At 75.2% G+C, this 14,833-nt stretch carries 13 protein-coding genes and 1 tRNA gene; 2 read left to right on the top strand and 12 right to left on the bottom strand.

Annotation, left to right across the window (positions count from 1 at the left end):
- Positions 1-106: 106 nt before the first annotated feature.
- From ACFY60_RS06025 to ACFY60_RS05980, 10 genes are all read right to left on the bottom strand, one after another.
- Positions 107-757: a TOMM precursor leader peptide-binding protein gene (locus ACFY60_RS06025; RefSeq protein ID WP_388609400.1), complete on the bottom strand. Its 651-nt coding sequence runs from the start codon at positions 755-757 to the stop codon at positions 107-109.
- Between the two features lie 72 nt (positions 758-829).
- Positions 830-2,263, bottom strand: a complete 1,434-nt coding sequence (locus ACFY60_RS06020; RefSeq protein ID WP_388609403.1) for a YcaO-like family protein — start codon at positions 2,261-2,263, stop codon at positions 830-832.
- A 5-nt stretch (positions 2,264-2,268) separates the two neighbouring features.
- Entirely contained in the window at positions 2,269-3,327 is a 1,059-nt protein-coding gene (locus ACFY60_RS06015; protein WP_388609406.1) for an ABC transporter permease, read from the bottom strand.
- Complete coding sequence (locus ACFY60_RS06010; RefSeq protein ID WP_388609408.1) at positions 3,324-4,235, bottom strand: ABC transporter ATP-binding protein; 912 nt, start codon at positions 4,233-4,235, stop codon at positions 3,324-3,326. The genes ACFY60_RS06015 and ACFY60_RS06010 overlap by 4 nt, the downstream gene beginning before the upstream one ends.
- A gap of 126 nt (positions 4,236-4,361) precedes the next feature.
- Positions 4,362-4,595: a hypothetical protein gene (locus ACFY60_RS06005; protein ID WP_389457441.1), complete on the bottom strand. Its 234-nt coding sequence runs from the start codon at positions 4,593-4,595 to the stop codon at positions 4,362-4,364.
- A gap of 494 nt (positions 4,596-5,089) precedes the next feature.
- Positions 5,090-5,545 (bottom strand): ricin-type beta-trefoil lectin domain protein, encoded by a 456-nt coding sequence (locus ACFY60_RS06000; protein WP_388609411.1) that lies wholly within the window; start codon positions 5,543-5,545, stop codon positions 5,090-5,092.
- Positions 5,546-6,037: 492 nt separating this feature from the next.
- A tRNA-Thr gene (locus ACFY60_RS05995) sits at positions 6,038-6,111 on the bottom strand.
- An 85-nt stretch (positions 6,112-6,196) separates the two neighbouring features.
- The gene (locus tag ACFY60_RS05990) at positions 6,197-7,741 is read right to left on the bottom strand and encodes an alpha/beta hydrolase (RefSeq protein ID WP_388609412.1); all 1,545 of its coding nucleotides are present in this window, start codon (positions 7,739-7,741) and stop codon (positions 6,197-6,199) included.
- Between the two features lie 70 nt (positions 7,742-7,811).
- Positions 7,812-9,014 carry a DNA polymerase III subunit delta' gene (locus ACFY60_RS05985; RefSeq protein WP_388609413.1) on the bottom strand — a complete coding sequence of 401 codons (1,203 nt, stop codon included), beginning with the start codon at positions 9,012-9,014 and terminating at the stop codon, positions 7,812-7,814.
- A 122-nt stretch (positions 9,015-9,136) separates the two neighbouring features.
- The gene (locus ACFY60_RS05980; RefSeq protein WP_388609414.1) at positions 9,137-9,310 is read right to left on the bottom strand and encodes a hypothetical protein; all 174 of its coding nucleotides are present in this window, start codon (positions 9,308-9,310) and stop codon (positions 9,137-9,139) included.
- Positions 9,311-9,446: 136 nt separating this feature from the next.
- Here ACFY60_RS05980 and ACFY60_RS05975 point away from each other — a divergent pair, with 136 nt between their 5' ends.
- On the top strand, positions 9,447-10,811 hold the full coding sequence (locus ACFY60_RS05975; RefSeq protein WP_388609415.1) for a sensor histidine kinase: 1,365 nt from the start codon (positions 9,447-9,449) through the stop codon (positions 10,809-10,811).
- Entirely contained in the window at positions 10,799-11,440 is a 642-nt protein-coding gene (locus tag ACFY60_RS05970; RefSeq protein WP_388609416.1) for a LuxR C-terminal-related transcriptional regulator, read from the top strand. The genes ACFY60_RS05975 and ACFY60_RS05970 overlap by 13 nt, the downstream gene beginning before the upstream one ends.
- A 7-nt stretch (positions 11,441-11,447) precedes the next feature.
- On the opposite strand, the gene ACFY60_RS05965 is transcribed toward ACFY60_RS05970, so the two are convergent.
- Positions 11,448-13,916, bottom strand: a complete 2,469-nt coding sequence (locus tag ACFY60_RS05965; RefSeq protein WP_388609417.1) for an FtsX-like permease family protein — start codon at positions 13,914-13,916, stop codon at positions 11,448-11,450.
- Entirely contained in the window at positions 13,913-14,737 is an 825-nt protein-coding gene (locus ACFY60_RS05960) for an ABC transporter ATP-binding protein (RefSeq protein ID WP_388610194.1), read from the bottom strand. The genes ACFY60_RS05965 and ACFY60_RS05960 overlap by 4 nt, the downstream gene beginning before the upstream one ends.
- Between the last annotated feature and the right edge of the window lie 96 nt (positions 14,738-14,833).

Below are 14,833 nucleotides of genomic sequence, written 5' to 3'. Positions count from 1 at the left end.
GTACGAGGGCGGGGCGGCTGGTACGCGTACCGGGTACGGGTACCTGCCGGCTCGGGAGCGGGCGCGGCCCTCGGCGTGCGTCAGGGGGTCCGGCGGGGCGGCGCGGTCACCTGGCCGGGAGGGCCGCGAGTTCGGCCGCGAGCTCCACGAAGGTCGTCAGGCGGCTCTCGGGCGTGCGGGCCGGCCGGCAGCGGTCGCACCGGTCGACGGCGACGACGGCGGCGCTGGAGGTGGTGCCCTCCACGAGTCCGAAGACCCGGACCGTGCCGCCGATCCCCTCCGCCGCGCCCGGCTCACCGGGCCCGGCCAGGGCCTCGCGCACCGCCTGGCCGGCGAGGCCCACGGCGATGGCGACGTGGTGCGGGGCGTACCCGGAGACGTGCTGCGCGCCGGTGTCCGCGCCGGTGGTGCGGTCGGTCGTCGGCGGGGTGTGCTGGGCGCGGCGGCGGGTGTAGCAGCGGTGGCACGCGGTGCGGCCGGGCACGACCACCGGTCCGCACCGCAGATCGAGGGGGCCGGCCTGGACGGGGAACCAGGGCCGCTTCCAGGCGTGGGCGCTGGCGTCCACCATGTCGGCCAGCACCTCGCGGTCCTGGCCGGCGGCCAGGACGATCAGGTCGCTGTCCGGCCAGAGGCTCGGGTGGGTGCCCTGGCTCACGTCGAGCACGGTGGTCCCGGGGTGGCGGGCGCCGAGCCCTTCGGCGACGGCCGCGCCGAACGCTCCCGCGGTGAGGATCAGCAGGCGCGGATCGGTCATCTTCGAAACTCTCCTCGTCGGTGGTTCGCGGCAGGGATGGTGGGGCGGGGGTGCGGGCCCGCGCTCCCGGGCTCAGGCGAAGGGCTGCGGGTGCGGGTTGATGTCGGCCTCGCCGCGCACCGGGTGCCCCATGGCGGCGGGAGCCGCGTACAGCCGGGGGTGCGCCAGGTAGCGGGCGCGGTGGACGAAGGACAGTGGCATGAGCTCCGGGATGAGCATCCGGACGACGGTGGCGCCGACCTGCTCGGCCTCGTCGGTGGTGAGGTCGACGCCGATGACCTCGCAGCCCCGGGCGTGCAGCCGTGCCAGCAGCCAGGCCAGGGCCGGCAGCGGTTCCTCGGACGGGGCCCGGGGGAGGTCGCGCAGCCCGTGCACCGGGCGGTCGCCCTCCAGGAGGAAGTCGAAGCGGTGGCGCTGGGACAGCGGGCCGGACAGCAGGGCGCCGTCCACGACGCTCACGATGTCCTCCTCCGCCATCGGCGTGCCGGCGGCGGTGGCGGCGTCCTTCTCGGCGGCCTTCGCCATGTGGCGCAGGGCGATCCGCAGCGAGGACGCCTCGCGGTAGAGCTTGGCGATGCCCTTGCCGGGGTCCAGCTCCGCCGTCGCGGCCACGAGCTGGGCGATGACCCGGTCGTCGTCGGCGAGCTGCACCCCGTAGATGACCGGGATGCCGAGGTCGGTCGTCGCGTCGTACAGCCGCGTCCGCAGGTGGGGGCTGCTGCCCCGCTCGACGAAGGCCCGGAACTCGGGCGCCAGTTCGGCCGGATCGAACTCCAGCCGGGGCAGGCGCAGCCGCTGGAGCCAGGTGAGGGCGATGGCGTCGCGTTCGACGATCTCCAGGATGCCGTTGACGACGGCGGCGGCGGGGTCGGAGTGGGCGGCGCAGCCGGTGGAGACCGGGTGGACGAAACGTTCCGCCATGGACTCGACCGGGTTCTTCAGCCAGACCTGCACGGCCGGCACGTACACCGGGCGGTTGCGGGTGAAGGACCAGCCGCGGACCCAGCGCATCGGGCCGCCGGGGTCGGTGGCGACCAGGCCGCTGCGGGGGTCGGCCAGTTCGGCCGGCGAGCAGCGGGGCCACCGGTCGCTGGTGACGGCGTCCTCGCCGAGTTCGGCGGCCGTCGCCCAGATGATCTGCTCGGGGTCCCGGGCGCAGGAGGAGTAGCGTTCCAGCGATTCGGCGACCGCGAGGTGCGCGGCCCGCTCCGGATCGAGGTCGCCGCCGGCTCCGTCGAAGTTCCCGGAGCTGGGGTTGTGCTCCCAGCCGGTCTGCTCCCTGAGCACCTCGCCGGGGTTGCCGAGCGAGGCCGTGAAGATCGGGAAGTCGGGCTCGCCCTCGGCGACGGGGAGCCGGGTCACCCGGTTCACCAGACCGTACGGGGAGGCGAGTTGGCCGATCCGCAGCAGGGACTCCGGTATCGGGGGGTGCCGCCGGTCCCGTCCGGCGCCCGTGGCCGCCGTGTCCGTCACCGCCGCCGCCGTGTACGGGGTCGTCGTGTCCACCGTCATCATCCACGCTCCGTGTCCCAGCGGAACGTCCGTGCCGCGAGGGCCGTGAGCCCCGCGGCCGTCGCCGCCATCACTGTCCAGTCCAGCCACAGGGCGTGGCGGGTGATCCCGCCGACCACGTCGTGGCGCAGGGCGTCTCCGAACATCGCCAGCGGGGTCCAGGAGAGCGGGCCCGCCACCGCGTCGGGGAGAAGTTCGAGGGGGAAGAGAAGTCCGGTGCTCATCAGCAGGACCGGGGTGAGCAGCCCGGAGATCGCGTTGGTCACCTCGGGCGAGGAGAGCAGTCCGCCGAGCAGGTAGCCGAGGGCCAGCAGCATCACCAGGCCGAGGGCCGTGGTCAGGAGCAGCCGCAGTGTCGAGGCCGGTTCCAGGAGTCCGCCGGCGACGGCGCCGGCGCCCATCAGGGCGAGCACGGCGAGTGCCAGCAGTCCCCGGCCGGGGAGCAGCGAGAGCAGGACGGCGGACCGCCGGGCCGGTGTGGTGGACAGCAGCCGCAGGGTGCCGCTGGCCCGCATCCCCACGAGCGCGGAGGCCGTGCCGGTGAGGGCGAGCGAGAGCAGCGCGAAGGCGAGGACACCGGGGATGACGAAGGCCATGGGATCGAAGAGGGTGGTTCCGTCGGTGCCCAGGGCCGTCACCTCCCAGCCCTGCCACGCGGTGCCGTCCAGGGCGCCGCGTACCGCCGCGACCACGGAGGGCTGTTCGGGGTCGACGGCCATCCGCAGGGTGCGGGAGGCCTCGTCGGGGACGATCAGCGCCGCCTTGTCCGGCTGCGGTCCCGGTTCCGGGACGGCGACGGCCCTGCTGCCGTCGCCCAGGGCCTCCTGGAGGGCGGCCGCCTGCGGGCCGGTGCCGACCACGGCGAGCTCGAAGGGCCCCCGTACCCACGTCAGTTGCATGAGGACGACGAAGAAGACCGCCATCAACAGCGGGAAGACCACGCTGAAGAAGAGTGCCGCCGGGTCGCGGAGGAGCTGGCGGGTCATGGCCCGGGAGAGCGCCTGCCATTGGCGGGTCGTCGACACGGGTGGCGCGCCGAGACCGAGGGGGGTGGTCATCGCTTCTCCTCCTGTTCCGTTCCGGATCCGAGCGGGGTGCCGGTGAGGCGGAGGAACACGTCCTCCAGGGTCGCGGGGCGCGGCCGTACGTCGGCCCCGGTGTCGAGGCCGGTGATCCACGCGGCCGTGGCGTGCGGGTCGTCCGCCGTCACCTCGAACCGTGTGCGGCCGGAGCGGCCGGTCGACTCGACGGCGGTCATGGCGTCGCCGAAGCGGGCGCGGACCCGGTCGGCGACGCCGGCGTCGCCGGTGCGTACGGACACGACGCCGCCGGGCGCGTGCCGTGCGATCAGCTCCGTCGGGGAGCCGGCCGCCACCATCCGTCCTTCGTGCAGGACGGCGAGGCGGTCGCACATCTCCTCCGCCTCCGCCATGGCGTGGGTGGTGAGCAGGAAGGTGGTGCCTCCGGCCTGGGCCCTGCGGATGAGGTCCCAGACGGCGTGCCGGGCGTGCGGGTCGAGTCCCGTGGTGGGTTCGTCGAGGACGACCACGGGCGTGTCGCCGACGAGCGCCGTGGCGAGCAGCAGGCGCTGCTGCTGCCCCCCGGAGAGCCGGGCGGCGCGCGCCCCGGCCTTCTCGGCCAGGCCGATCTCCTCCAGCAGCGCGTCCACGTCCCGGGGCGCCGGGTAGAGGGCGGCCCAGGTCTCCAGGGTCTCCCGCACCTTGAGCCTCGGGAAGAGGCTGGCCTGCTGCGGCTGGAGGGCGAGGGAGGCGCGCAGGACGTCGGTCCGTACGAGCGCGTCCTCCCCGAGGACGGTGATCCGTCCCTCGTCGGGCCGGCGAAGGCCCGCGATGGCCGAGATGGTGCTGGTCTTGCCGGCTCCGTTGCGGCCGAGGAGACCGAAGATCTCGCCGGGAGCGACCGAGAAGGAAATTCCCGCCACCGCTTCGACGTCGGCGTATCTCACGCGGAGACCGGCCACTTCGAGAACGGAATCCGAACGCCCCGCGAATTCCATGGAACCAGGGAGCCGACTTGTCATGACCACTCTGCTTTCGCCCTTCGAATCAGCAGTCGGAGGCAAAGCCGGGGACTACTGCCAGCCGTTGACCTGCTTGCAGTGCGGGATCTGGACCGGATACGGAATGCTCTGCTGGATTCCGCAGATCAGTTCGGTGACGGCGGGCGGTACGGGCACCGGCGTCGAAGCCTGTCCCGGCCATCCGGTGTGCTCGTCGCCGTGCGTCCCGGTGCTGTACGGCGCGGCGGTGACGACCGCGTTCCGGTCGCCGTTCCGCTCGGTGGCCGCCGCGCTGCCGGTTGCCACGGTCCAGCCGGTCAGGCCGAGAGCCAGACAAACCGCTGCCGAGGTGAATCGGTTCCGCATGTTTCCCCCTGGGTTCCGTTTCCGTGATCCCTTGCGTTTCCGCTGAGGAAGACAATGCCAGCGGGGCAGGGGGGACTCCATGAATTCCGGTGTCAGCTTGATGCAGAACCCCCGGCAACAAGCTGACGGTCCCCCGAACCCCCAGGTGAGCGCCGCGCCCACGGCTCCCCGCCCGGGCCGCCGGGGCCCGGGGGGTGTCCGGCTCCTGGTCCGGACCTGTTGCCCTCCCGCGCAGGGGGCAGGAAGATGTCCGGCACGGCAGCGCGGCACGGGTGGCCGTACGGCTCCCCTGCCGGCCACGCACCGGGCAGCCGGCCACCGCGGAAGCCCGCCGGGCACCGTCATGAACGGGCCGAGGCCCGCCCTCTGCGACAGGGCGGGCCTCGGTCTCATCGCTCGCGCGCTCGCTCAGCGCGCTCGCCGACCGCGCGCGGTCAGCTCCACTTCTGGTAGTTGCCCCCGTTGTAGGAGTGCGTGTACACCTGCCGGTTGGCGTTGCTGTCGAGCACGAAGCCGGTGGCGACGTTCCGCAGCACGTATCCCGTACCGCTGTAGCTGATGACCCACTTCTGGTAGCTGCCGCCGTTGCAGGAATGCGTGTAGACGGCCCGCGCGGCGTTGCTGTCCAGGCAGAATCCGGTGGCCTGGTTCCGCACGGTGTAACCACCGCTGACGGACGAGACCGTCCACTTCTGGTAGGCACCGGTATTGCAGGAGTGCGTGTAGACGGCGCGGTCGGCGTTGCTGTCCAGACAGAAGCCCGTGGCGACGTTCTGGAACTGCTCCGTTCCCGGAACAGAGGCCTGAGCCGGTGCCGTCAGGGCGAGAACGCCGGCCCCTGCCATGGCCACGGAGGCAAAAGCAGAGACCAGGTTCTTTCGCTTGAACATAATTTCCCCTTCGCTGTGGCTGATTGCCGCGACGAACGTATCGGAGGCCGATCGGCGGCAACAACGGCGCTCAGAAATACCGCCGCGCGCACCGTCGGTCGCGCGCCAAGAATCTCCGTTCCCCGACGCGGACACGGCTTCTCTGCTAAGGAGGTGACCCACAGCGATCCCGCCCCCGGAACGTCCCACTCTGGGCAACCGAAGAGGAATCCAATCCTCCGCCTCGATGTCCGCAAGAGCGAAAGGAGCACCGATTCACCCCTCTTTGCACTCTTGCGGACCATCTATCCGGAGTGCGGACTTCCTCCCCCAGGTTCGGCGCGATCCCCCCGACTCCCGCCACGAAAACCGGCCCGCTCCCTGGCGCCAACTCGCCAGGGACGTCCCACCCGCCCCGGGACCCCTCCGCCCCGCGACACCGCCGCCTCCCGCACCCGCCCCCGGGCATGAAAAAGCCCCAGGTCACGGCGAGTGAGTCCTGGGGCTAATCCGAGCCGCCTTCGGGATTCGAACCCGAGACCTACGCATTACGAGTGCGTTGCTCTGGCCAACTGAGCTAAGGCGGCGTGCCGCGCGGACCCGTGGTGGGTGCAGCAGCGTCGCCAAGTCTACACAGGTTCCGGGGGTGCTCCGCACACCCCCGGAGAGGGGCTACGAGCAGCGCTTTCCGTCCGGGGGGACCGTGCCCTCCAGGAGGTAGGTGTTGATCGCGGTGTCGACGCAGTCGCTGCCCCGGCCGTACGCGGTGTGGCCGTCGCCGTCGTAGGTGAGGAGGCTGCCGGAGGCGAGCTGGCCGGCGAGGGACCGGGCCCACTTGTAGGGGGTCGCCGGGTCGCGGGTGGTGCCGACGACCAGGATCGGGGCGGCGCCCTCGGCGGTGATGCGGTGGGGGCGGCCGGTCGGCGGGGTGGGCCAGTACGTGCAGTTCAGGGCCGCCCAGGCCAGACCCTTGCCGAAGACCGGGGAGGCCTTCTCGAAGGAGGGGACCGCCTTCGCGGCCTCCGCGGGGCCGCCGTAGGCCGCGGGGAGGTCGAGGCAGTTCACGGCCGCGTTCGCGGACATGAGGTTGGCGTAGCTGCCGTCGGTGTCGCGCTCGTAGTAGCTGTCGGCCAGGGCCAGCAGCGCCGAGCCCTCGCCACCCATCGCCCGGGTGAGGGCCTCGCGGAGCTGGGGCCAGGCGCCCTCGTCGTACATCGCGGCGATCACCCCGGTGGTGGCGAGCGACTCGCCGAGCGCGCGGCTCTCGCCCGTCGGCACCGGCTCGGCGTCGACGTCGCGGAAGAACTTCCTCATCGCCTCGCCGGCCGCCTCGACCGACCCGGTGCCGAGCGGACAGTCCGGGGTGCGGACGCAGTCGGCGGCGAAGGCGCGGAAGGCCGTCTCGAAGCCGGCGGTCTGGTCGCGGTTGAGGTCGACGGCCGACAGGGACGGGTCCATGGCCCCGTCGAGGACGAGGCGGCCCACCCGGCCGGGGAAGAGTTCGGCGTAGGTGGCGCCGAGGAAGGTGCCGTACGACGCCCCGACGTAGGTCAGCTTCTCGTCGCCGAGGACGGCGCGCACGATGTCCATGTCACGGGCCGTCTCGACCGTGGAGACGTGCGGCAGGACCTCGCCCGAGCGCTTCGCGCAGCCGGCCGCGAACCTCCGGAAGGCGGCGGCGAGCGCGCTGGTCTCGGCCGCCGTGTCGGGCGTCTGGTCGACCTGGGTGTACGTGTCCATCTCGGGGCCCGTCAGGCACTCGACCGGCTCGCTGCGCGCCACGCCCCGGGGGTCGACGGCCACCATGTCGTAGCGGGCGCGGACGGGCGCCGGGTAGCCGATGCCCGCGTATCCCTGGAGGTAGCCGACGGCCGAGCCGCCGGGCCCGCCCGGGTTGACGAGGAGCGAGCCGAGCCGCTTGCCGGGCCCGGTGGCCCGCGCGCGGGAGACCGCGAGGTCGATCTCACCCGCCCCGGGCTTCGCGTAGTCCAGCGGGGCGCGGAGCGTGGCGCACTGGAAGCCGGGGGCTCCGCAGTCCCGCCAGGTCAGCTTCTGGCCGTAGAACTTCTTCAGCGCCTCCGGGGACGCGGAGGGCGCGGCAGCGGCCGGGTTCGGGGCGGGTGCGGCGGCGTCGCTTCCGCCCGAGCAGCCGGAGAGGATCAGTCCGGCGGCCGCGAGGGCCGTGGCGGACGCGCGGAGGAAACGCCTGGAGTCCATCCCCGGAGCGTATCCGCACCGGTACGTACCGTGTCCAATCGCCCGAACCGCCGGCCGCCGGTTCCGGCCGTCAGTCGCGCAGGGCCATCGTCATCGCCTCCACGGCCAGCAGCGGCGCCACGTTGCGGTCGAGGGCCTCGCGGCAGGCGAGGACGGCCTCGATGCGGCGCAGGGTCCGCTCCGGGGTGCTGTCGCGCGCGACCTGCTCCAGGGCGTCGCGCACGTCCTCGTTGGTGATCGGGGTACGGGAGCCGAGCTGGAGCGCCAGGACGTCCCGGTAGAAGCCGGTCAGGTCGGTGAGGGCGAGGCTCAGACTGTCGAGCTGGGTGCGCCGTCCGCGCCGCTTCTGCTTCTCCTCCAGCTCCTTCATCAGCCCGGCCGTGCCGCGCGGCATCCGCCCGCCCTGGGACGCGCCGAGCGCCGCCTTCAGGTCCTCGGTCTCCTTGGTGTCGACCTCCTCGGCGACCTGCTTGGCGTCCTCCGCCGCCGCGTCGACCAGCTCCTGCGCCGCCTTGAAGCAGCCCCCGATGTCCGCCACCCGCAGCGGCAGCTTGAGCACGACCGCCCGGCGGGCGCGCGCCCGCTCGTCCGTGGCGAGCCGCCGGGCCCGCGCGATGTGGCCCTGGGCGGCGCGCGCGGCCGCCCCCGCGACCTCCGGCTCGATGCCGTCCCGCCGTACGAGCATGTCGGCCACGGCCTCCACCGGAGGGGTCCGCAGGGTCAGGTGGCGGCAGCGCGAGCGGATCGTGGGCAGCACGTCCTCGACGGACGGGGCGCAGAGCAGCCAGACCGTACGCGGGGCGGGCTCCTCCACGGCCTTCAGCACGGCGTTGCCCGACTTCTCGTTGAGCCGCTCGGCGTCGGTGACGAGGATGACCTGCCAGCGGCCGTTCGCCGGGGCGGTGAAGGACTTCCGGACGGTGTCCCGCATGTCGCGGACCAGGATCTCGGTGCCGACCGCGCTGATGGTGGTGACGTCGGCGTGGGTGCCGACCAGGGCCGTGTGGCAGCCGGTGCAGAAGCCGCAGCCGGGCGTCCCGCCCAGCGCCCGGTCCGGGCTCACGCACTGCAGGGCCGCGGCGAACGCCCGCGCCGCGTCCACCCGGCCGGCCCCGGGCGGGCCGGTGAACAGCCAGGCGTGGGTCATCTTGGAGGAGGCGGGTACGGGCTCGCCCGCGTCGTGCGCGGTCACGAAGGCGTCGGCGTCGCGCGCCGCGGCGGCGAGCTGCTCCTCCACCTTCGCCTGCCCGACCAGGTCGTCCCATACGGCCATCTCTGTGCCCCTCCTCAGGTACGTCCTCCATTGTGGGGCAGCCCTCCGACAATCCCGGACGGCGGCGGCGACGGGCAGTCCCCGGGCGCCCCGGCGGACGGGAACCGCCGGGCAGCCGGCCCTCAGGCGTCCCGGTGCGCCCGGGTGAACCACAGGCCCGTCGCCGAGCCGAGGAGGACCGCACCGGTCGCCACCCCGCCCGCGATCCGTCCCCCGTCGCCCCAGCCCGAGAAGGTGCTCACGTAGACATTGGCCAGGACACTCGCGGCGAGCAGCAGCCAGAGCAGGAACCGCATCAAGAACCTCCGGGGACGTGGATCGGTGACGGTCCGATCTTCCGCCGCCCCACCTCCCTGGCGCAGCGGGGCCCGCACCCCGGTCGGGGGTGGAGCCCGCTCCACCCCCGACCGGGGTGCCGCATACGCTGAGCGCATGCGCGAGGCGATCAGGGAAGCGGTCCGGGCGTGGCTCCGTCTGACGGCCGGCGCGGTGGTCTCGGTCGTCTGCTGCCTGCTCACGGCGGTCGCCCTCTTCACCGCCTTCCTGACCCTCACGGTGATCGGTGCGGGCGTGTTGCCGGAGAGCGTCCTGCTGCTGCGCCGGGTCGCCGGCAGGGAGCGGCGCCTGGTGGCGGCGTGGACCGGCGTCCCCGTGCCGGAGGCGTACCTGCCGCTCGAAGGCCCCCTCCCCGCGCGCGTGCGCACGGCCCTGACCGACCCGGGCACCCGGCGGGACCTGATCTGGGCCGCCGCGCAGATCTTCTACGGGCTCCTGCTCTGGTGCGCCTCGCTGCCGCTGTGGGTGATGGCGCTGGTGACCGACGGGGTGGTGACCGGGCTCGCCGGCCGCCCGCCCCTGCTGCTGCCGCTGCTCGCGCGCGGAGCCACGCTGTCGGCTTCCTGGTCGCGGGCCCTGCTGACCCCGGCGCCGTCGGCGGCCCGGGACGCCGCCCTGGCGGCCCGGGTCGAGCAACTGACCGCCACCCGGGCGGGCGCGGTCGCCGCGCACGGCGCCGAACTGCGGCGCATCGAACGGGATCTGCACGACGGCGCGCAGGCCCGCCTGGTCGCCCTCTCCGTGCGCATCGGACTGGCGCGGCGGGCGTACGACTCCGATCCGGCGACGGGCCGGAAGCTCCTCGACGACGCGCAGGAACAGGCCGAGGAGGCCCTGGCCGAGCTGCGGCACGTGGTGCGCGGCATCCACCCGCCGATCCTCACCGACCGCGGTCTGGTGGGCGCGGTCCGCGCCCTCGCCGCGAGCAGCGCCCTGGACGTCACGGTGACGGTCGAGGGCCTGGCGGGCGCCGGAGCGACGGCCGGCGAGGACGGGGACGCGACCGGGCACGGGGTCCACCGCCCGCCCGCCGCCGTGGAGGCCGGACTTGGGGCCCACCGCGCGCCCGCCGCCCCGGAGACCGGGCGCGAGGAGTACCGCGCGCCCGCCGCCGTGGAGGCCGCGGCCTACTTCGCCGTCGCCGAGGCCCTGACCAACGCCGCCAAGCACAGCGGAGCCGGCCGCGCCTCCGTCCTCCTGCGCCGGGAGCCCGCCGGCCTGCGCGTCCGCGTCCGCGACGAGGGCCGCGGCGGCGCCGAGGCGGCGGAGGCCACGGGAGGCACCGGATCGGCCGGGTACACCGGCGTCCCCGGGCCCGCGGGGACCACCCGGACCGCCCCGGGCGGTTCCGGTCTGCTCGGGATGCGGCGCCGGGTGGCCGCGCTCGACGGGACCGTACGACTGACCAGCCCTCCAGGGGGCCCGACCCTGATCGAAGTGGAGCTTCCGTGCGTGTGGTGATCGCCGAGGACAACGCCCTCCTCCGGGAAGGCCTGGTCCTCCTGCTGACCTCGGCCGGGCACGAGGTCGCCGGGGTGGCCGCCACCGGCCCGGAGATCCTGCCGCTGCTCCTGGAGCACCGCCCGGACGCCGCCGTGCTCGACGTACGGCTGCCGCCCGGGTTCCGCGACGAGGGGCTGCGGGCGGCCCTCGCGGCCCGCGCCGAGCTGCCCGGCCTGCCGGTCCTCGTCCTGTCGCAGTACGTCGAGGAGACGTACGCCGCCGAACTGCTCGGCGGCGGGGCGAAGGGCGTCGGCTACCTCCTGAAGGACCGGGTGGGGCGGGTGGACGAGTTCCTGGACGCCCTGGAGCGCGTCGCCGCCGGCGGTACGGCCCTGGACCCCGAGGTCGTCACGGAGCTTCTGGCGCGCCGGCGCGACGACCCGCTGCGGTCGCTCACCCCGCGCGAGCGCGAGGTCCTGGAGCTGATGGCGCAGGGGCACGACAACGGCACGATCGCCCGCTCGCTGGTGGTCACCGAGCGGGCCGTGCACAAGCACATCGGGAACGTCTTCGCCAAGCTGGGGCTGCCGCCCACCGACGGCGGCCACCGCCGGGTGCGCGCCGTGCTCGCCTACCTCAACGCCTGACCGCCCCTCACCCGCGCGTGTCCCGGGCCCGGTGGGAGAGGAACACGCCCGCCGTCACCGTGACCGCCACCGTGCCGGCGACCAGTCCTGCCCAGGCGGGCGGCAGGTAGGGCAGGCCGCCGGTGAAGGACCGGGCGAAGGCCATGAGGGGCAGCGCCGCCACCACGAGGCCGACGAGCAGGCCGGTGCCGGTCAGGAAGCCCGCCTCCAGGGCGAACATCCGGCGCAGCTGGCCCGCCGTGGCGCCCACCTGTCGCAGCAGCCGCAGTTCACCGCGCCGGCCGGCGCCGATGAGGGCGAGCGTGCTGAGGACGGAGAGCAGGGTGAGGCCGCCGATCGCGGAGACCACGGAGGCCGACACGATGCCGTTCAGCTCGGCCCCGGGCAGCTCCACGCGCTCCGGCGCGGGAACCGCGGCCCGATCGGGGAGGGTGCCCGGGGGCCCCGCCGCCAGCACGCGGGAGGGAGCCGGATCGGTCATGTGGGGGGCGAGCGCGGCCTTCGGGAGCAGGAACTCGCCGAGGGCCAGGGAGCGTGCGTAGACGGCGACCACCCGCAGCCGGGCCTCCGCCCCGTCGCCGTACCGGAGGGTGACCGCCGATCCCGGTTCCAGGTCCAGGGAGTCGGCCGTGGCGGCTCCGACCGCCACGGTGCCGGGGGCCGTCAGCCCGGCGAGGTCGCCCGCGACCACTCCGGGATCGAGCGTGCCCCGGAGCCCCGTGGCGTCGACACCGAGGACCGGCAGCCGGTCGAGCCGCGGTTCACCGGCGGCGCGGCGGGCCAGGACGACCGTCGAGCGCAGCACGTCGGTGGCCGCGCCCACCCCGGGCCGCGCCCGTACCTCCTCGGCCGTCGTGCCGGTGAACTCCATCCGCGCGGTGGTGGCGGCCCGGGCCTGCTCCTCGGCGGCACGACCCACGGTGGTGCCCGCGGTGAGCTGCACCAGCGCGAACGCGGTGACGAGGACGACCGGGGTGAGCGCGGCACCGAGGCGGCGCGCGTGGGCGTCCGCGCCGGCGGCCGTGAGCCGGCCCGCGGCGCCGCCGAGCCGGCGCATCGGCCGGCCCAGGACCCGCATGGCGGCCCGCGCGAGCCACGGCCCGAGGACCGCGCAGCCGGCGACGAGCGTCACCGTGGCCGCGCCGGCCGCCGCCGCGGCGGCCTCACCGCCCTGCGCGGACGCCGCGCCCGCCGACGTCACGCCGGCCAGGAGCAGCGCGATCCCGGCGGCGGGCCGGACCCGGCCCCGGCCGGACCGGTCGGCGCCCGCCGAGTCCGCCCGGCCCACGGCGAAGGGCACCACGAGCCGGGTCACCCCGGCCGTCACCGCCGCGGCGGCGAGCACGGCGGCGAACAGCCACGGCGGCGTGGGCAGCTCGAGGCCGTCCGGTACGACTCCGGGACGCGCCCCCAGCGTCTTCCACAGGGCGAGGAACAGGGGTACGGCCCCGAGGGCGCCGAGCAGCGCCGCGACACCGGCCACCCGGGTCACCTCCCGCCCCGCGGCTGCCCGCACCTGGCGCGGGGTCGCGCCGACGGCCCGCAGCAGCTCCCGCTCGGGGGCACGCTGCCGGAGCGCCTGGGCCACGAGGGAGGCGAGGACGAGGACCGCGACGAGGACGACGGTCCCGGAGACGGCGGCGAGCATCTCCAGGAGCGCGGACCGCGCGGGTGCGGCGCCCAGGTGTTCGGCGCCGCCGCGCCCGTCCCCGGTCAGCGCCCGCAGCGGCTGTCCGGAGGCGGTGTCCTGGAGCTTCGCGCGGTCGAGAGCGGCCCGCACGCGCGCGTGGAGGGTGCCCACGGGGACGCCCGGTTCCGCCAGCACCCCCACGGCGTCCACGGTTCCGGGCCGCCCGGCGCGCGCCCGCGCCTCCGTGCCGGTGACGTACAGCGCGGCCGGCCCCCCGGCCACGCCGACGACCCGGTACCCGGCGGTGCCACGGCCCGCTTCGCGCACCGTGTCACCGATCCGCGGGCCGAGGCCGGCCCCGACGACCGCTTCGTCCGCCCGGCGGGGCTCCCGGCCCGCGAGCAGGGCGTACGGGGCGAGGGCCGCCGCTTCCCACGAGCGGCCGGGAAGGACCCGTACGCCGCCGTCGGGCCGGCCGGCGGAGGTGGCGTCCAGCCGTACGGCGAAGGTCTCGTCCGGCACCGCCGCGCGGACGCCGGGCACCGCCCGGACCGCGTCGACGGCCGCGCGGGGCACCCGTACCCGTTCGGTCAGCTCCGTCGACACGGTGGTCGGTCCGTCGCCCCAGGGCGTCGTGGTCCAGCGGACCTCCTGGTCACCCGCGACGACGACGGGCGCCGCCGCGTACCGGTCCACGCGCGCGTGCCCGAGTCCGGCCGAGCCGAGGGCCAAGGCGAGCGCGCCGAGCAGGGCCGAGGTGACGGCCACGGCCACGAAGACCGCCGTCCAGGCCGAGCGGTGGGCGCGCAGGGAGCGGGCGGCGAGGAGCCGTACCGCCCGGCTCACCGCGCCACCGCCACGGCGTGCGCCGCCGCGCGGCCCACGGGCCCGCCGGTGAGCGTCCTGCGGACCGCGGCCTCGTCCGGCCGGTCGAGCCGCCCGGTGATCCGGCCCCGGTCGAGGAAGACGGCCTCGTCCGTCCACGCGGCGGCCACCGGGTCGTGGGTGACGAGGACGACGGTGCGCCCGCGCTCGTCGACCGCGCGCCGCAGCAGGGCGAGCACCTCGGCCGCCGTGACCGGGTCGAGCGCGGCGGTCGGCTCGTCGGCGAAGACGACCTCGGGGTCGTTGAGCAGGGCCCGGGCCACGGCGACGCGCTGCCGCTGACCTCCGGAGAGGTTCTCGGGCCGCTCCTCGGCGCGGTCCGCGAGGCCCACCGCCGCGAGCCCGGCGCGGGCGCGGGCGTCGAGTTCCGGGCCGCCGCGGGCCCCGGCGAGCAGCAGCGGCAGGGTGACGTTCTCGCGGACGTTCAGGGCGGAGACCAGGTTGAGCGACTGGAAGACGAAGCCGATCCGGTCGCGGCGCAGCCGGGTGAGGGCCGCGGGCTTCAGGGTGGCGAGGTCGGTGCCGCCGATCCGTACCGTCCCCGCGGTCGGCGGTTCGAGCCCGGCCGCGCACCGCAGCAGCGTGGACTTGCCGGATCCCGACCGCCCCATCACCGCCACGAACCGGCCGCGCGGCACGACGAGGCTCACCCCGTCGAGCGCGGGAACCTCGCCCCGCGCGCTTCCGCGCCGCCGCCCGTACGCGCGGACCACCCCGTCCAGGGCGAGCGCCGCCCCGCCGGTCCCCGTAGGGGTCCCGCTCTCCGCCACCGCTGTCCTCATCATGTGGTCCACGCTAGGAAAGCGCAGGTCACGGCGGTATGGAGCTGGCTGGCGGACCGGGGGTGGAGCCAGCTCCACCCCCGGCCCCGAGGAAGT

It is taken from the genome of Streptomyces sp. NPDC012827 (assembly GCF_042900905.1).
In the GTDB taxonomy this organism is placed as follows: domain Bacteria; phylum Actinomycetota; class Actinomycetes; order Streptomycetales; family Streptomycetaceae; genus Streptomyces; species Streptomyces gulbargensis.
This window is presented reverse-complemented; position numbering and strand designations above follow the sequence as displayed.